This is a genomic window from Lysinibacillus sp. RC46, assembly GCF_041262385.1.
In the GTDB taxonomy this organism is placed as follows: domain Bacteria; phylum Bacillota; class Bacilli; order Bacillales_A; family Planococcaceae; genus Lysinibacillus.
In genome coordinates this window covers 73,180-91,838 of sequence record NZ_JBGCCF010000010.1, presented here as the reverse complement: position 1 = coordinate 91,838, position 18,659 = coordinate 73,180, and the positions used below count along the sequence as shown (strand labels likewise).

Here is an 18,659-nt window from a genome sequence, read left to right as displayed (position 1 = left end):
TATAGTAGAAATGCTAAGTTTTTCATTGATTTCCCTCGAAAAAGAGAAAATTTAATCGTTATTTTAGACAATTATACAAAGCTTTTATTTACCAATCTGAGTAATGCTTCAACAAAATATTTCCTGGAAAATATAAGGTGTAAGTACATATAGAGTAGCGCTTTCCGCAGACGAGCGCTGATTCCTCTACGCTTCGTTTGTACACGAAAATTGCCGTCAGCTGCACCTATCTTTTAGGTAGTAAATTTGTTCAGCTAAAGTCTATTTAGCATTTTTACTCGAAATTAGTCATCTTTTGCCAAAATTTCTTCCAGATCAATGCACATAAATCAATTATATAGTATCCTAACAATAACTTCCTATAAAAAGACTATTTAATCTAAAAAAATTATCTTTCTGTTAGTGAAGAGGATGAGCTTCTTTAATAGATTAGCTTGAAATAGGATAAAATGCACCGATACAAAAGGTAGCAAATTAGAAATAAATGATACATATCTATTTACCTATAAAAAAGAAAGGGTGGGCATTTTGAAGAAACCACTACAGGTTGGTGTAATAACAAGTCTATTACTAACTCCGACAGCAATTGCCAATGCTCAAGAAGGACAACCTCAAACAATCTCTCAGGCAGATCAAGTAGCTAATGTGAATGTAGCAGCAACAGACGCTAAATCACAAACCATTGCACAATATGGAAAACTATCTGACAGATCGACAGCACCAGAAATGGCTGCTGCAAAAAGAGATTTAGCATTTTTAAGCGATAATTTTGATGAGGATGAAATCAGATTTATTACAGCTAAATACAACTATATAGAACAACAAATAATTTTATTAAGCGAACTTAAGAAAATTGGTACAAGCATTAATGGTATCTCCTATACTAGTAAAACTTTCATTAAGGATGTTAACGGTGCATTTGATAGATATAAGGCATTTTTAGGTGAGAAAGATCCTGTGAAAGATACCTATTTGTATGTTCAAAATACATTTAAAGATGCTGTTATTACTGCGACCAATAATGGGGCTAAGGCTATAGTTAAAGATGTTACAGGCACATCACTCCAATATGAGTTTCCAGAGCCTGATCGCAATACTTATTTCAAAAATAACGGGGCAGATAGTGCAAAACTTTTAAAAATGCATGATGATGCAACTGCAGTGGAAGGAACAGTTATTCAATTAGAAGAACTCGTAACGATTCTTAGCGATAAATCTCCTGATTCTACTAAAATCGCAGAAACTGCTGCTAAAATAACAACTGAACTAAACAAGCTCACAGCTGATCAAAAGAAAATTATTACAGCCTATAATCCAAATAATGCAACGGTAACACCATACAAAAAATATACAGAAGTATTAGCCAACTTATCATCAGCTGATCAAGTAATTGCGAAAATTACAGATCTGACAAACAAGAGCTCAGGGGAATTCGCATCTGCTACAAACTTTATTAGTGCAGTAACAGCGATTGAAACTGCCTACAATAAACTAGATGCTGGCTCAAAGAATTTAGTTACGAATTATGAAACGTTTAAGCTATTTAAAGCTGCCGCTGATATTTCCAAGCAAATTACAGCACTAAAACCGTCAAATAATGCAGATTATCGAACTTCTGTAAAGGCTATTAAAGATGCCTTATCAACATTAGACAAAAAAGATTTTGTAAAAAATAGCGCTGACTTAGACTTAGCTGAAGCAAATATAGCGGCAGCGCAAGAAATTGAGAAACTCATTGCTGGAATTGCTAATGCTTCCGATAAAATTACTCAAATAGAGCAAGCGCGTGCAGCTTACAATACACCAGTATCACCTGATGGGAAGAAAATAGATCCTGCCACAGTCAAAAAAATCGTCAACAATTTGTCAGAACTAACAAGCTCGGAAACATCATATAAAGCAGTTTTAAATGTAATTGCGCTAGTGGAAAAGCTAGACCCAACTGCGAAAGATTATACTAAAAAAGCGAAGGCTGCGAATACTGCTTACCAAAAGCTAGATTCTGCAAAACGCGAATATGTGAAAAGCTATAAATCGTTGGGGGATCAAGTAGAGGCGATGGATATTGTGGCACGCATCATGGCTTTGAACCCATCGCAAAAAACATATACGGAAGCAGTCAAGGCGTTATTTGCTGATTATGACAAACTATCACCTAACGGGAAAAAACTTGTAACGAATTATCCTGATCTTCAAATCGCGGACGGCTATATTACTACAGCTAAAAATTTCGATGATCGTGTTATCGCTTTAGGTAATGAGCCAGATGCTACGTTTGTAGCGAAAGTAGCAGCTATGTCTGCAGAATATAAAACGATGGATAAAAATGCGAAAAAATTAGTAACACAATCCAAGACATTAACAACTTATGAGAAAAATAATGCCAATGTTGTGAAGGTTTTTAATGCAATTGCAGCTTTAAATCCAGCAAATAAGGATTATACAAAAAAGGTTTTGGCAGCGCGTAAGGCGTACAATGCATTAGACTCTGCCTCACAAAAACGCGTAACAAACTACAATCAGCTAACAGCAGTTGAAGATGTTGCTACATTAATAGGTTTGATTGAAACATTGAAACCGACAAGTAAAACATTTTTAAATGATTTAGATTCTGCGCGCAAAAATTACGATGCATTACCACCAGAAAAGCAAACTGCTGTCACAAACTATGAAAAGCTTGTCACAGCTGAGACTGAGCTGAAATCTGCGCATATAGTTATTGAATTGATAGACGCGGCAGTGCCTACTGATCCAGATTATTTAACGAAGCTTATGAATGCTCGCGTTGCTTACGATAAGCTAACATCAGGACAGAAAAAGCTTGTCTCTAATGTGAAGGTGTTAACAGATCGTGAAAAAGAAGTAAAAGCAATTTTAAATACTATGGTGCAAATCGATGGTATAGAGCCGGGCACAAGTAAATTTGTCAGTCAAGTAAACTCAGCGCGAAAAGCGTACGATAAACTGACAAAAGACCAAAAACTATATGTCAATAATATTGCTATTCTACAAAGCTATGAGCCAACTGCCAAAGTGATTGAATTAATTGGCAAACTAAAGCCGTCAAGTAAAACGTTCAATGCAGATACAGTACAAGCTCGAGCATTATACAATGCTCTAAGTAAGGATATGCAGCAATATGTCACAAACTACAATTTATTACAAGCTGCTGAAACAAGCATCTTAGGTGCAGGAAATGTACAGCGCATGATTGATGAGCTTCCGACTGTCCCAGCAAATCAATATATTAAACGTATAGAAGAGATACGTGCAGCATATAATGCATTACCAAAAGATCAACAATATGCGGTTGAAAACTATAAAACATTGCAAGAGCAAGAAAAAATTATTAAGCCTGTCATTAGTGTTGTCAATGAGATTGATAAACTTATGACATCGAAAAATATGGACAGCCAATATCAAAAGATTTTAAAAGCATATGATAATCTTACTGCCACTCAGCGTAAATATGTTTATAACGATCAGCTGCTTCTATCAATAGATAACGTTATTAAAGTTTATCAAAGTATTGCAGCTTTAAAGCCAAGCGACAAATTGTATTTCGGTATGATAGAATCTGTACGAAAAGATTACGATAGCTTAAGTACTACAGATAAGCAACGAGTATCTAATTACAATATTTTGCTTGAAGCTGAGAAAAATATGAGTGAAGTAAAGAAAGTTGTTGAGATTATAGCTGGTCTTAATCCGGCTTCTAGCACATATATTCAAGATGTAGCGAATGCTTCTGCTGCATATAAAGCATTAGATTCTAAAGTAAAAGGACAAGTTCTTAACTACGATACTTTAAAGAAAGCAGAAAAAGATGTAGCAGTAGTGTTAAAAGTAGTAAATGCGATCGGCGAGCTGGATCCAGACGCTAAAACGTTTGAAAAGAAAGTACTGGCTGCACAAAAACTATACGACGCACTTACTCTTGAGCAACAGGATTTAGTATATAATTACCGTATTTTACAGGATCATATAAGAACATTAGGTTTGTAATAAGGAGAGAGGGCAAGTCCCTCTTTTCTTTCTTTATAATAAGGAAAGGAAGCGTTAACTTGTCGACTAAGAAGGTACATAAAGCATGGGCTTTTGCAACTGCGGCAGTAGTTGTTCCCTGTGTTGCAGCCATGCCTGCAGAAGCAGCTGCAATGCCATTTACAGATATAAAAAATAGCGGAAGCGAAGCAGAACTATACAAGGCAGTTAGTGAATTATATAGCCAGGGAATTGTATTTGGGACAACATCGACTACGTTTAGTCCTTATCAAAATTTAACACGAGGGGAAGCGGCATACTTTTTGGCTGAAGCTCTAAAATTGGAGACAAAAAATGTTGTAAATCCTGGCTTCAATGATGTACCGACCTCTCATAAATATTACGGGCATATTGCCGCGCTTGCTGAAAAGGGTATTATCCAAAAAGGTACAAATTATAATCCAGATCATTTTATTAAACGAAGTCAAATGGCAAAGATATTGACACTTGGCTTTAATTTACAGCAGGCAACAACATTATCTGCGACTTTTTCAGATTTTACTAAAGATAATGAAACTAATAAGTATATTCAAACGTTATTAGATTATGGGATTACACAAGGAACTAGTGCGACAACATTTTCACCCTATACAGATGTTCGACGCGGTCAAATGGTTTTATTCCTGTACCGCACTTTGCAAAAAGCTGAAGACGATTTCTATATTATTAGCGTTGAATAAATGCGAAGACTCACTCTTAGGTTATTTTCAATCTTAGAGTGGTTTTTTAAAAATGATAAAGGTGAAATTAGGTAATAATGGAATATGAGTATCTCATAACTAAAGTCGGGTGTCGGACCGGTAGACCTTTAAACTGCGAATTAGAACGATGATATTGCTTTTATTCCCTCGTCACGTGGGCCATGAGGGAAATCAAACATGATACTGAAATGGATACGATCCCTATTTTGGTCGTTAGGAAAACATGTGGTGGCAAATATGTTCCATTAGAGTACTATACATAATTTGAATGAAGGAGGAGGTAGCTATGTTTAAAAAAGTATCTAGTGTTGTTGGTATGTCTCTTATTTTGCTGACTACATCATATGCTGTGCCTCTGACAAACACATCTGAAGAAGTATTGGCAGCTAATATTGCAAAGGATGTTTCACAATCACATTGGGCAAAAAGCGCAATAGAACATATGCTAGAAAAGCATTATATGACAAATTATCAGGATGGCTTCTTTAGACCAGAACAACCGATTACTAGGGCGGAGGCTGCAGCTGCAATTGCTCGTTCCATGAAGCTAAAACTAGATACCGATTACACTCCTAATTTTACAGACTTATCAGCCAATCATCCGTACTATAAAGAAATTTGTGCATTAGTGGAATTAGGGATATTACAAAATGGTGATTACTTCAACCCTGATGCATCTTTACAGCGTGCACAAATTGCCAAAATGTTAACACTCGCGTATCAAATTGAAGTCGATTCTCAAAATCATAGTAAGTTTAGCGATGTTAATGAGGGACATTGGGCAAAAGACTATATTGAATCACTTGCAGATGTTGGTGTTATTAAAGGGATCAACGCACAGCAATTTGCACCAAATCGATTGGTAACACGTGCGCAATTTGCTTCTTTGGTTGAAAGAAGTCTCGACTTTTCAGCGAAGATAACAAATCTCGAGGTAGCCTACGACTATTTATCCAAGTCTTATATTCCAACAAAAAATTATTCACCAACCATGTCCAATGATGTAATACGATTAGTCAACGTCGAACGACAAAAAAGAAAGCTACAACCCCTAAACTATGATGCAGCTTTAACGCAAATTGCCGTTATTAAGGCACAAGATATGGTGAATCGACATTATTTTGAGCATGAATCCCCTTACTACGGAATGCCCTGGGATTTGGCAACATTATTCGATTATCCATACACGAGCTTAGGAGAGAATATAGGAAGAAAAATTCCAACATCCGAAGCTGCCGTCAAAGCATGGATGGCTTCACCAGCACATCGTGAAAATATTTTACGAGAAAATTACACAAATACCGGGGTAGCAATTGCAGTTGATAGCAATGGATATTACTATTGGGTGCAATTATTTTCTAGTCAATAGCCTATGCGAAGCGGGATAGGGGATACCCGCGCGAAGCAAGGCGAATAATCGCGGAGCAGAGGTAAATACTCGCGAAGAAGGGGCGATTACCCGCGCGGAGCAGAGGCGAATCCCGCGAAGCAGAGGTGAATACTCGCGAAGCAAAGGCAAATACTCGCGAAGAAGGGTCGAATCCCCGCGGAGCATAGGCAAATACCCGCGAAGCAGAGGCGAATACTCGCGAAGCAAAGGCAAATACTCGCGAAGTAGAGGCAAATACTCGCGGAGCAAAGGCGAATGCTCGCGAAGCAGAGGCGAATGCTCGCGAAGCGGAGGCAAATACTCGCGAAGTAGAGGCAAATACTCGCGAAGCGGAGACAAATACTCGCGAAGCAGAGGCAAATACTCGCGGAGCAAAGGTGAATACTCGCGAAGAAGGGTCGAATACCCGCAGAGCAGAGGTAAATACCGTGAAGAAGGGGCGATTACCCGCGCGAAGCAAAGGCAAATCCCCGCAAAAGGTGATCAAATACCACGCGAATCCCTTACATCATTAAAGGGAAATTTGGTTCGTAAATGCTCATATTTAACAGTTGAAAATTGAAATTACACTAAATCTTGTAATCTATTGTGACAAAGCGTAGCGAATATTACAGGAATGTTACAAAAATCCCGAATATCCATTATTTAATACCCATATTTTAGCGCTGATAAACCACGAAACGTTGGTATATCAGTGTTTTTTTGTGCTTTAAAAACCGTTACACAATTGAAAAGTTAAAATAGCATCTTTTATGATAGTCTATTTATAGGCAAAAAAGTTCTGAGAGGGGTATACCGAATATATGAAAAAGAAATGGTTATTACCGATTTTTGCATCTTTCATGTTATTTACAACAACTCAAATAGATAAAGCAGAAGCAGCTACAGAATCTGATGTTACTGATACAGCGTCAAAATATTTAGGTGTTCCATATCTTTATGGAGGTACAACTACTAAAGGGCTCGATTGCTCAGGATATACATCTAAAGTCTTTGCAGATTTAGGTATTGAATTAAACCGTACATCAGGCTCACAATATCAACAAGGTACTGCGGTAGCAAAGAAGGATCTTCAAGTTGGAGATTTACTATTCTTCAATACTAGTGGTAAAGGTGTTTCGCATGTATCTATTTACATGGGTGACGGGAAAATGATTCATTCACAAACAGGTAAAGGTGTTAGTTACTCAAATGTAGATGATCCTTATTATTGGGGTTCTCGTTACATTGGTGCTAAACGTGTAGCAACATTTGATAGTGAACAAGCAGAAGCTGTTAAAGAAGAAGTAAAGGAAGCTGCGATTGACTTTACAGTTTATGCTTCTCGTGCTGAAGTGGCAGTGCAAATTGCTAAAGCACTTAACTTGGATACATCCGATAAAAATACGAATTTTACAGACGTAAAACCAACAAATGAACATGCTGGTGCAATTGCTGCTGTATCGAAGTTAGGTATCTTTGCTGGTGATGGTAGTGGTAAATTTAATCCATCTTCACCGATAACACGTGCTCAAATCTCGAAAGTATTAGTACAGGCCTTCGGATTAAAGCAACAAGGCAATGTTGTAACATTTGCTGATGCTCCTGCAAATCATTGGGCAAATGAATTTATTTCAATTCTTGCTTCAAATGGTATTGCAGAAGGTATTGGAAATGGTAACTTCGGTTACGATGAGATGTTAAAAATTTCTCAACTTCAAACATTTATTGAACGCGCACAAAAATAACAATAATAATCAAATTCCGTATTACTTAGACAAGGGCTACGTTTAAAGTAATACATTGCAAGGAAGTTCTTTTATATAATGTATAAATTGAGGGGAGTTTGCACTTGCAGACTCTCTTCTTTTTATGAAATATACTAAAAATAGGGGTGATGCCTAGAGAACAGTGGAATAGTTACATTCGTATGATAGTTTTGTCGGTGCAGTTTTGCTAAAATGAACACGAGAACAGGAAGGGAGGAAATAAGACATTGAACCTCAAGAAAGTCAGTCTTATATTATGCGTCTTATTCATTTCAGCTTCTATGTTTACAATACATAGTGCCCAAGCAAGTGGTGGGTTTGTAGATGTTCCTAAAGATCATGAAGCGTATGAAGAGATCAATTATTTAGTTAGTTTAGGTGTTATTAAAGGATATACGGAAAACGGCAAAACGTATTATAAACCTTATAATAACGTAACGCGTGGACAAGTTGCCAAAATGGCTGTAATTTCTTCAGGTAACCAGCCACTAGTTGTCAATAAATCAAGCTTTTCCGATGTAAAAGTCGGCACAGAGCTTTCAGGCTATGTAGAACGCGCTATACAGCTTGGTTTCTTTAAAACAAATACTCAGGGGCAATTCTTACCGGATAAGCCTTTAACTCGTGATGAAATGAGTTATGTATTAACAAAAGCCTTTAAACTTGATACAAGTGAATATCAAAATATCGATTCTCCTTTTGTGGACGTAGGGATTACTCATCCATATGTTACATTTGTGAATACGATTTACTATAATGGTATTACAAAGGGAACAGGTCAAAATTATTATCCAAATAAACAAGTGACACGTGCGCAGTTTGCATTATTTATAGCGCGTGCGAAAAGTGAAAAGTATCGTTTAGAGCTACCAGTTAAAGGTGTAGGTGTACCTGATACAAAACAGGTCATTGGCTTAGTTTCTGTAACAACTGACGGATTAAATATTCGTAAATCAAAAGATTCTTCATCTACTGCTAATATAGTAGGTACAGTAAACAAAGGTGGTAAACTATCAGTCTATGCAGTTGAAGGGGACTGGTTAAAGGTTACTTATAAAGGTGCATTTGCTTATATTCATAAAACGTATGCACAGTTTTTAGACGCTGACGGTAACGCATTAGGGAATGTCCAAAAGCAAGTTACTGCAACACAAAATTTAAATGTTTACGTAAAACCAACTTCTTCATCAAAAGTTATTACAACAGTTAATAGCAAAACGAAATTACCAGTTTATAAGACAGTAAGTGGCTACCATCTAACTGTAGTAAACGGTATACCAGGCTATGTCGTGGCTAATAGTACAGAGGACGTTGAAGTAGAAAAACCTTCTAATCCAGATCCAACTCCACCAACAGTTTCTGGTGATGTATTAGGTCGAGTGACGGTTGACAGTTTAAATGTTCGCAAAGAAGCTAACTCAACTTCTACGGTACTAGGTAAGCTGAAAAAGGGCGAATATATTCAAGTAAACAGTATTAACGGTTATTGGGCACAAGTTACTTATCAGGGTCAAAAAGGGTATGTCCATAAATCATACTTAAAGCTACTAAATCAAAGTGGTAATCCATTGAAAAATCGAATTATCATTCTTGATCCAGGTCATGGTGGTAAGGACCCTGGAACTGTTTTAGGTTCTTATTCCGAAAAAGCTATCACATTAAAAGTCAGCACACTTGTGAAGCAAAAGCTAGAGGCTGCAGGTGCGAAGGTATATATGACTCGTACAGGGGATACGTATCCTTCATTACAAGACCGCGTTGATTTTACAAATGCTAATTACGGTGAAATCTTCGTAAGTGTCCATGTAAACTCAGCAGCAAATACTTCTGCACAAGGTACTGAAACATATTATGCAATTTCAACAGGTGATATGTATCAAGAAGACATTGATCTTGCGACATTTGTAAATAATCAAATTGTTAATAACTTAAATATGAAAAATCGTGGTGTTAAAGAAGAGCAATACTATGTTATTCGCAACACGATTATTCCAGCCATCTTAGTCGAGCTAGGCTTCCTAACAAATGATGAAGACCGCGGTAAAATGACGACTGATAAATATGTTGAGTTATTTGCTGATTCTATCTACAAAGGAATTTCACAATACTACGCGAAAAAATAATAAAACGGGCTACATTGTTCAATATGAACGATGTAGCTCTTTTTTTGATGCTTTCAATACTATGATAAATTCTATTATTTAGAATTTAAGTTGTAACAGTTTCATCTATATGATAGTTTTACCTGTGAAATTTTGCTAATATTAATGGTAGAACAAGAAGGGAGGAAATAAGACATTGTATTTCAAAAAAATTAGTCTTATCTTATGCGTCCTTTTCGTTTCTGCTTCAATATTTACAATACATAGTGCACAGGCAAGTGGCGGTTTTGTAGATGTTACGAACAAGGATGACGCATATGAAGAAATCAATTATTTAGTTAATTTAGGTGTTATTAAAGGGTATACAGAAAAGGGCAAAACGTATTATAAACCTAACAACACCGTAACGCGTGGACAAGTTGCCAAAATGGTTGTTGTTGCTTCAGGTAACAAGCCACTAGTTGTCAATAAATCAAACTTCTCAGATGTAACAGCCGGCACAGAGCTTTCAGGCTACGTGGAACGCGCTGTACAGCTTGGTTTCTTTAAAACAAATATCAAGGGACAATTCTTACCAAACAAACCTTTAACTCGAGATGAAATGAGTTATGTGTTAACAAACGCGTTTAAGCTCGATACAAGCGAGTATAAAAATATCGATTCTCCTTTTGTAGACGTAGGTATAACTCATCCGTACGTTTCATATGTGAATACGATTTACTACAATGGTATTACAAAGGGAAGTAATCAAAATTATAATCCCAATGAACAAGTGACACGTAAACAGTTTGCATTATTTGTAGCGCGTGCCAAAGAAGAAAAATATCGTTTAGATATCCCTGTTAAAGTTGTAGCTACACCTGATTCATCACAGGTCATTGGCTTAGTTTCTTCATCAACTGACGGATTAAATATTCGTAAATCCAAGGATTCTTCATCTAATGCTAATATTGTAGGAACTGTCAACAAAGGTGGAAAACTATCAGTCTATGCAGTTGAAGGAGACTGGTTAAAAGTTTCCTATAAAGATGCCTTTGCTTATATTTATAAAACGTATGCACAGTTTTTAGATGCAGATGGTAACGCATTAGGAAATGTTCAAAAGCAAGTTACGACAACACAAAATATAAATCTTTACGTAAAACCAACCTCTTCATCAAAGGTAATTTCGACTGTGAATAGTAAAGTGAATTTACCTGTTTATAAGACGGTAAGTGGTTACCATCTAACTGTAGTGAACGGTGTACCAGGATATATTGTGGCTAATAGTACAGCGGATGTTGAAGTAGAAAAACCTTCTACTCCAGATCCAACTCCGACTCCAAATCCAACACCAGATCCAAAACCAGATCCAAAACCAGATCCAAAACCAGATCCAAAACCAGATCCAAAACCAGATCCAACACCACCAACAATTTCTGGGGATCTATTAGGTCGAGTGACAGTTGATAATTTAAATATCCGCAAAGAAGCTAACTCTACTTCTGCAGTAGTAAGTAAGCTAAAAAAAGGCGAATATGTTCAAGTGAACAGTATTAACGGTTATTGGGCTCTAGTTACTTATCAAGGTCAAAAAGGGTATGTCCATAAATCTTATATAAAGTTATTAAATCAAAGTGGTAATCCGTTGAAAGATCGAATTATCATTCTTGATCCAGGTCATGGTGGTAAGGACCCAGGAACCAATTTTGGTAAAACTATTTTCGAAAAAGACATTACATTAAAGGTTAGTACTATAGTCAAGAACAAACTGGAGGCTGCAGGGGCAAATGTATTGATGACACGTACGGGTGATACATTCCCTACTTTACAGGGGCGTGTAGATTTTACAAATGCTAATTACGGTGAAATCTTCGTAAGTGTCCATGTAAACTCAGCAGGAAATACTTCTGCACAAGGTACTGAGACATATTATGCAGTGACAACAGGTGATATGTTTAAGGAAGATATTGATTTAGCGACATTTGTAAACAATCAAATCGTAAATAACTTAAATATGAAAAATCGTGGTGTCAAAGAACAGCAATACTATGTAATTCGCAACATGCTAATTCCATCTATCCTAGTCGAACTGGGCTTCCTATCAAATAATGAAGACCGCGCTAAAATGACAGATGATCAATATGTTGAGTTATTTGCTGATTCTATCTACAAAGGAATTTTGGAATATTACTCAAAACAATAAGAATGAAAAGCTACATCGTTCAATAGTAGACGATGTAGCTCTTTTTGTTTCATTTAGCACTTTGCGTATAATGATCATTGTAGATTAAACTTCTATTATTTAGAATTTTAGTATAATAATAGTTTTAACTGAGAAATTTTGCTAATATTAATGGTAGAACAAGAAGGGAGGAAATAAGACATTGTATTTTAAAAAAATTAGTCTTATCTTATGCGTCCTTTTCGTTTCTGCTTCATTGTTTACAATACATAGTGCACAAGCAAAAGGCGGCTTTGTAGATGTTACGAACAAGGATGACGCATATGAAGAAATCAATTATTTAGTTAATTTAGGTGTTATTAAAGGGTATACAGAAAAGGGCAAAACGTATTATAAACCTAACAACACCGTAACACGTGGACAAGTTGCTAAAATGGCTGTTGTTGCTTCAGGTAACAAGCCATTAGTTGCTAATAAATCAAGCTTCACGGATGTAACAGCCGGCACAGAGCTTTCAGGCTACGTGGAACGCGCTGTACAGCTTGGCTTCTTTAAAACAAATATCAAGGGACAATTCTTACCAAACAAACCTTTAACTCGAGATGAAATGAGTTATGTGTTAACAAACGCGTTTAAGCTCGATACAAGTGAGCATGAAAATATCGATTCTCCTTTTGTAGACGTAGGCATTAATAATCCGTACGTTTCATATGTGAATACGATTTACTATAATGGTATTACAAAGGGAAGCAATCAAAATTATAATCCAAATGAACAAGTGACACGTAAACAGTTTGCGTTATTTGTAGCGCGTGCAAAAGAAGAGAAATACCGCTTAGATATCCCTGTTAAAGTTGTAGCTGCACCTGATTCATCACAGGTTATTGGCTTAGTTTCTGCAACAACTGACGGATTAAATATTCGTAAATCAAAAGACTCTTCATCTACTGCTAATATTGTAGGAACTATCAACAGAGGTGGAAAACTATCAGTCTATACAGTTGAGGGAGATTGGTTAAAAGTTTCCTATAAAGATACTTTTGCTTATATTTACAAAACATATGCGCAGTTTTTAGATGCAGATGGTAACACATTAGGAAATGTCCAAAAGCAAGTTGCGACAACACAAAATACTAATCTTTACGTAAAACCAACCTCTTCATCAAAGGTAATTTCAACTGTGAATAGTAAAGTGAAATTACCTGTTTATAAGACAGTAAGTGGTTATCATCTAACTGTAGTGAACGGTGTACCAGGTTATATCGTGGCTAATAGTACAGCGGACGTTGAAGTGGAAAAACCTTCTACTCCAGATCCAATACCACCAACAGTTTCTGGTGATCTATTAGGTCGGGTGACGGTTGATAATTTAAATATCCGCCAAGAAGCTAACTCTACTTCTACGGTAGTAAGTAAGCTGAAAAAGGGCGAATATGTTCAAGTGAACAGTATTAACGGTTATTGGGCACAAGTTACTTACCAAGGTCAAAAAGGGTATGTCCATAAATCTTATTTAAAGCTATTAAATCAAAGTGGTAATCCGGTAAAAGATCGAATTATCATTATTGATCCGGGTCATGGTGGTAAGGACGTAGGAACCCATTACGATAAAATTTACGAAAAAGATATAACATTAAAGGTTAGTACTCTAGTAAAGGATAAACTAGAGGCAGCAGGTGCAAAGGTATTGATGCCTCGTACTGGAGATACGTACTCCCCGCCACAAAAACATGTTGATTTTTCACATGATAATTACGGCGAAATCTTCGTAAGTATCCATGTGAACTCAGCAGATAGTACTAAAGCAAAAGGTACCGAAACGTATTACGCTAAAACACCAGGTGATATGTATCAAGAAGATATTGAACTTGCAACATTTGTAAACAACCAAATTGTTAAAAACGTAAATATGGAAAATCGTAAGGTCAGAGAAAAGAATTACATCGTAGTTGCAAATACGAATATTCCAGCCATTTTAGTCGAGCTAGGCTTCCTATCAAATAAAGAAGACCGTGCTAAGTTGACGGATGATAAATATATTGAGTTATTCGCTGAATCTATCTACAAAGGGATTTTGGAATATTACTCAAAACAATAATAATAAAGAGCTACATCGTTCAATAGTAGACGATGTAGCTCTTTTTGTTCGATTAGTATTAAAAGTGATTTTTCCATCGCAAAAAAGCGATCTATCAGCGATTTGGTATTTTAGCGGCGGAAAACACAGGTTTAGCGTCGAACCGAGCACTTTTAGCGGCGGAAAACACGGGTTTAGTGGCAAACCGAGAACTTTTAGCGGCGGAAAACACGGGTTTAGCGTCGAACCGAGAACTTTTAGCGGCGGAAAACACGAGTTTAGCGGCGAACTGCACTTTTAGCGGCGCAATACACAGGTTTAGCGGCGAACCGAACTTTTAGCGGCCGAAAACACGAGTTTAGCGTCGAACCGAGCACTTTTAGCGGCGGAAAACACGGGTTTAGTGGCAAACCGAGAACTTTTAGCGGCGGAAAACACAGGTTTAGCGTCGAACCGGGCACTTTTAGCGGCGCAATTCATGGGTTTAGCGGCGAACTGAGCACTTTTAGCGGCGCAAAACACGAGTTTAGCGGCGAACCGAACTTTTAGCGGCGGAAAACACGGGTTAAGTGGCGAACCGAGCACTTCAAGCGGCGCAAAACACGAGTTTAGTGGCGAACCCACTTCAAGCGGCGCAATACACAGGTTTACCGGCGAACCGAACTCCAACCGGCGCAATACATGTGTTTACCAACGAAAAAAAGCATCCCAAACAGCGCACTAAAATCAACTTTCACCTTAATAGCTATTTTGCATTTGCATAAAGTGTTCTATTTACGAATTGAGCAAAGTTTTGACGTGTTACTGTACCATTTGGTTTAAATGTATTATCGGCATAGCCTGTAGTGATGCCAAGTGCATATAAGGCTTGAACATCTTTATAATATGCATGAGATGTCGGCACATCAGAGAAAGTATTTTTCGTATAACCTTGTAGCTTGAAGCCGTTGACAAGTGCTCGTGCCATGGCAGCGCGGGTCATTGGCTGGTGGGCATTGATTTTGCCATTTTCTACTGCAATAATGCCGTAGCGTAGGCCTGTTGCTAAAACAGCATAGCCATAATCACCTGCTTTGATGTCACTTGCATTTAAGGTAGCTGAGCTGGATGCTGGAATCCCTAATGCTCGTAAAATCATTTCTGTTGCTTGTAGGCGAGTTAATGTACCTTGTGGATTAAATTTTCCATTCGTTCCTTTCACAATGCCTAGTGCATATAAGTTTTTAATATCATAATAGGCACCATTCGACGAAGATACATCTGAGAAGAATGGAGCGGAAGCAATTGTCGCTTTGTTGGAACCTTTTGCGCGTGTGAGCGTTTTAATTTCTGCAATCGTTGCAAATTTTTCATCAGCATTTTTGCGATCATCGCGCCCCTCTATAAAGGATGTACGTATCGTATATGTTCCGGTAGCTAAATCGCCAGGCATAGAAATCTGATATTTTTCCGCATGCGTACTAATGTCTTTTTGATCAGCATTGTTTGTTGAGGAATCCGCAGCAAGTCCTGGAATGTAACGTTCATGTCCATTACCAACAACTTTATCGTTTGCGTCTAAAATTTCTACTTTCAATGTACCGCGTGCAGGCACATTACCATTGTTTTTAACCGTTACAGTGGAGTAGAAAACGAATTTACCAGACGGTGCTACATAACTTTGCACCCCGTCAGAGTAAAGCGAAAGGTTATAACGGCGGGGCACATAGCCATTATGTTTTTCGGCTACCCAATTTAAAGCATGCTTCATAAATACTTGTGCATCTTTGTCACCATTAGCTGTTGAATAGGCAGCACCATTTTCGTTATCTTGCCAATCCGTTTTATCATTAATATTTATATAATCATAGATTTTGAATCCAATTTGAACAACTCTGCCTTTGCCGTATTCGATCGCATGGGCTGCGCCAAATTCATTTTTTTTCATTGTTTTAGGTTTGTCTGTGTAATTGTAATCTGAGAAATATAAAATAGGTGTTGCAGATCCACCTTGCCAAGGCTTCATGACTTCTACCCAATCACGATCTGTTTTTGTTAGATTAAGCTTGCTTTTGCCAAGCTCTTTTGTTGTATTTTGAATAATTGGGTGAACAGTATTTATATTGCTTATTGCAGAGTTTCCTATCACAATATCGTCAATAAAACGGGAATTGAAGACTTCAGTTAAATTATCCCACTCCATTACCCAAGAATCGACATCGTAGATCAATGGAGAGAGATCCATTTGACCGAGTTTAGGGAATTTTGCGGATTCATTACGGGCTGTTTGGAAGGCAAAAATTGCACCACCGCCATTTCGAACGTATATTTTGACATTTTCGCGTTGCTGATGATTCATCATGACTGTATAGGCAAAGACGATTGCATCATATTGACTTAAATTTTCTAAATTATTTAAGTCTTTCTCATAAATTTTCTCTACTTGGAAACCTTGTTGCTGATAGAGAAGAAAAGCTTTTAGTTCCTTATTATATGTGGAGCTATAGTCAACCTTTTCAGAAATAAGTTGGCCATTAAATGTTCCACTAGGGTGTGTAGTATTGGCATATTTTTCACTACTTTCAGAGAAAACGACACCGATTTTCTGTGCAGCTTTAGCTTGTGTTGGTGCTAAAAAAACTACGAGCATAAAAGAGCATGCTACGAGTAGTGAAACGAATAATTTCTTCATTAAATCCACATCCTTATTTTTGTATTTTTCTTCAATTTCGCGATTGCGTCCTATTTTGAATTGTGCTCAAACCGTGAAATTTGCACTACTTATTTATCATACAACTAAATAATGGATAAAACATTAAAAATTGGTTGTTGTCGTATGGCGTTTTGAATTAGATTGTCGATTAATGTGAGGCTAAAATTGTGTGTCCAGAGCGAAGAGGGACAACTGTTGGGGAAACTTACGTAGTAGATTTTGGGTATAAACTCATAATTTAGGAAAAAAAGAAAAACATTGCATAATTATATATAAAATCAATTCATTCCTTTCTATAAGTCTACCTGTATTTATGATATAATAACTCTTGTTTTGCTTAGTAAATAAAAGAATAAACAATTTTGATTCGCGATAGAGGAGGGCAATCACATCTTCTGAGATGTATGACATTTATGAATAAACTGAAACAAACTTTTGCAAAGGTCAACAAAATTGATACGTTTTCGCCGTATTTCTTTTTACCTTTTATATTAATGCTCTATTTCTTTACAAGTCTATTTGATTTCCATCGATTTGAATTATTTAATTTACGTGTATCAATTTGGCCAGCAGTAATTTTAGCAGTACTATGCTATTACATTGGTGTGTACATTATTGATAAGTTAAAATGGACAATCCCATCATTTGGTTTATCCTTCTTAGGGAAATATGTTGTTCATTTTATCGTATTTTTAACTTTACTTGGTTTAGTTGCATATGTATTAATGATGATTAAAGGTGGTGGATTGGGGATTTCTGATGAATCTAATCGACGTAACCTTGATCCAAAATTAAACTTCTTTGCTCAATTATTATGGTATGGCGTTTTACTGTTATTATCATATAAAATGATTTTAGAAAAAAATATAACATGGAAAAAAACATTAATCTACGGCTCCATTTATGCTGCAGTAATGTTCTTATTCCTATTAATGGGTTATCGTACACCATTAATTATTATGTTATTTACTGGTATTATCATCTTCCATTACGTTGTAAAACGAGTGAAATTAACATGGTTCCTTTCAGCTCTGTTTGTTATCGGAGTAGCCTTCTCAATGTTTGGCTTCCTTCGTGTTGTATCAGAGGATACAACGAAAGAATTTAATAGCCGTGAACAACCAGATGTAGAATTGACTGAAACAGAAAAGGAAAAGCTGTTATCAGTAGAGCAGCAAGTTAACTTAACACCAAAATGGATTCGTTCAATAAATGGTGAGAGTGTAACAGGCCATATTGTTTTAAGTAAAATTATCGAATATACGCAGGAGGAAGGTTACCTAAATGGGGAAATCCATGCTGGTATCTTCAGTACAATTTTACCGGGTGAACAAGTTTCACCACGTATGAAAGTAACAAAAGTTGTAAACTCTCTAGCTGAATCTGAAGGTAAATATATTACACGTCCTAACAGAACAACAACACCAACATTTATTGGTCAATTATTCTTAGACGGGGGTTATCTGCTTGTAGCGATAGGCTTCTTCTTATATGGTGTATTAATCTCATTAATTTATAATAAAGTGAAGCAAGGCGGTATTCGTAGCTTCCATTCAGTAGCTTATGCATTTGTCATTACCTTATTTACAGTGTCTATGCATACAGGCTTACTTGATTTAATCTTTATTTTAATGCTTGGCTTTGTCATAATTGCGTCAGCGATTATGAAAACAGATAAGAAAAAGCTTTCATATTAACAATAATAGTGATGTCTCAAATATTATTTGAGGCATCTCTTTTT

The 18,659-nt window shown here is 36.7% G+C and carries 9 protein-coding genes; 8 read left to right on the top strand and 1 reads right to left on the bottom strand.

Features of this window, described 5'->3' with window-relative positions; genetic code table 11:
* The first annotated feature begins 528 nt into the window (after positions 1-528).
* From ABH966_RS11305 to ABH966_RS11275, 7 genes are all read left to right on the top strand, one after another.
* Positions 529-4,005, top strand: coding sequence for a hypothetical protein (locus tag ABH966_RS11305; protein ID WP_370078408.1), 3,477 nt, complete (start codon positions 529-531; stop codon positions 4,003-4,005).
* Between the two features lie 59 nt (positions 4,006-4,064).
* Positions 4,065-4,724 (top strand): S-layer homology domain-containing protein, encoded by a 660-nt coding sequence (locus ABH966_RS11300; protein WP_370078406.1) that lies wholly within the window; start codon positions 4,065-4,067, stop codon positions 4,722-4,724.
* A gap of 307 nt (positions 4,725-5,031) precedes the next feature.
* On the top strand, positions 5,032-6,114 hold the full coding sequence (locus ABH966_RS11295) for a CAP and S-layer homology domain-containing protein (RefSeq protein WP_370078404.1): 1,083 nt from the start codon (positions 5,032-5,034) through the stop codon (positions 6,112-6,114).
* Positions 6,115-6,938: 824 nt separating this feature from the next.
* Positions 6,939-7,862 (top strand): C40 family peptidase, encoded by a 924-nt coding sequence (locus tag ABH966_RS11290; protein ID WP_370078402.1) that lies wholly within the window; start codon positions 6,939-6,941, stop codon positions 7,860-7,862.
* Between the two features lie 248 nt (positions 7,863-8,110).
* Positions 8,111-10,006 carry an N-acetylmuramoyl-L-alanine amidase gene (locus ABH966_RS11285; protein WP_370078400.1) on the top strand — a complete coding sequence of 632 codons (1,896 nt, stop codon included), beginning with the start codon at positions 8,111-8,113 and terminating at the stop codon, positions 10,004-10,006.
* A gap of 175 nt (positions 10,007-10,181) precedes the next feature.
* Positions 10,182-12,170, top strand: a complete 1,989-nt coding sequence (locus ABH966_RS11280; RefSeq protein ID WP_370078398.1) for an N-acetylmuramoyl-L-alanine amidase — start codon at positions 10,182-10,184, stop codon at positions 12,168-12,170.
* A gap of 181 nt (positions 12,171-12,351) precedes the next feature.
* Complete coding sequence (locus tag ABH966_RS11275) at positions 12,352-14,247, top strand: N-acetylmuramoyl-L-alanine amidase (protein WP_370078396.1); 1,896 nt, start codon at positions 12,352-12,354, stop codon at positions 14,245-14,247.
* A 724-nt stretch (positions 14,248-14,971) separates the two neighbouring features.
* On the opposite strand, the gene ABH966_RS11270 is transcribed toward ABH966_RS11275, so the two are convergent.
* A complete protein-coding gene (locus ABH966_RS11270) occupies positions 14,972-16,897 on the bottom strand; it encodes an S-layer homology domain-containing protein (protein WP_370078394.1) in 1,926 nt (641 codons plus the stop codon).
* Between the two features lie 434 nt (positions 16,898-17,331).
* Here ABH966_RS11270 and ABH966_RS11265 point away from each other — a divergent pair, with 434 nt between their 5' ends.
* Complete coding sequence (locus ABH966_RS11265; protein WP_370078392.1) at positions 17,332-18,615, top strand: oligosaccharide repeat unit polymerase; 1,284 nt, start codon at positions 17,332-17,334, stop codon at positions 18,613-18,615.
* The last annotated feature ends 44 nt before the right edge of the window (positions 18,616-18,659 follow it).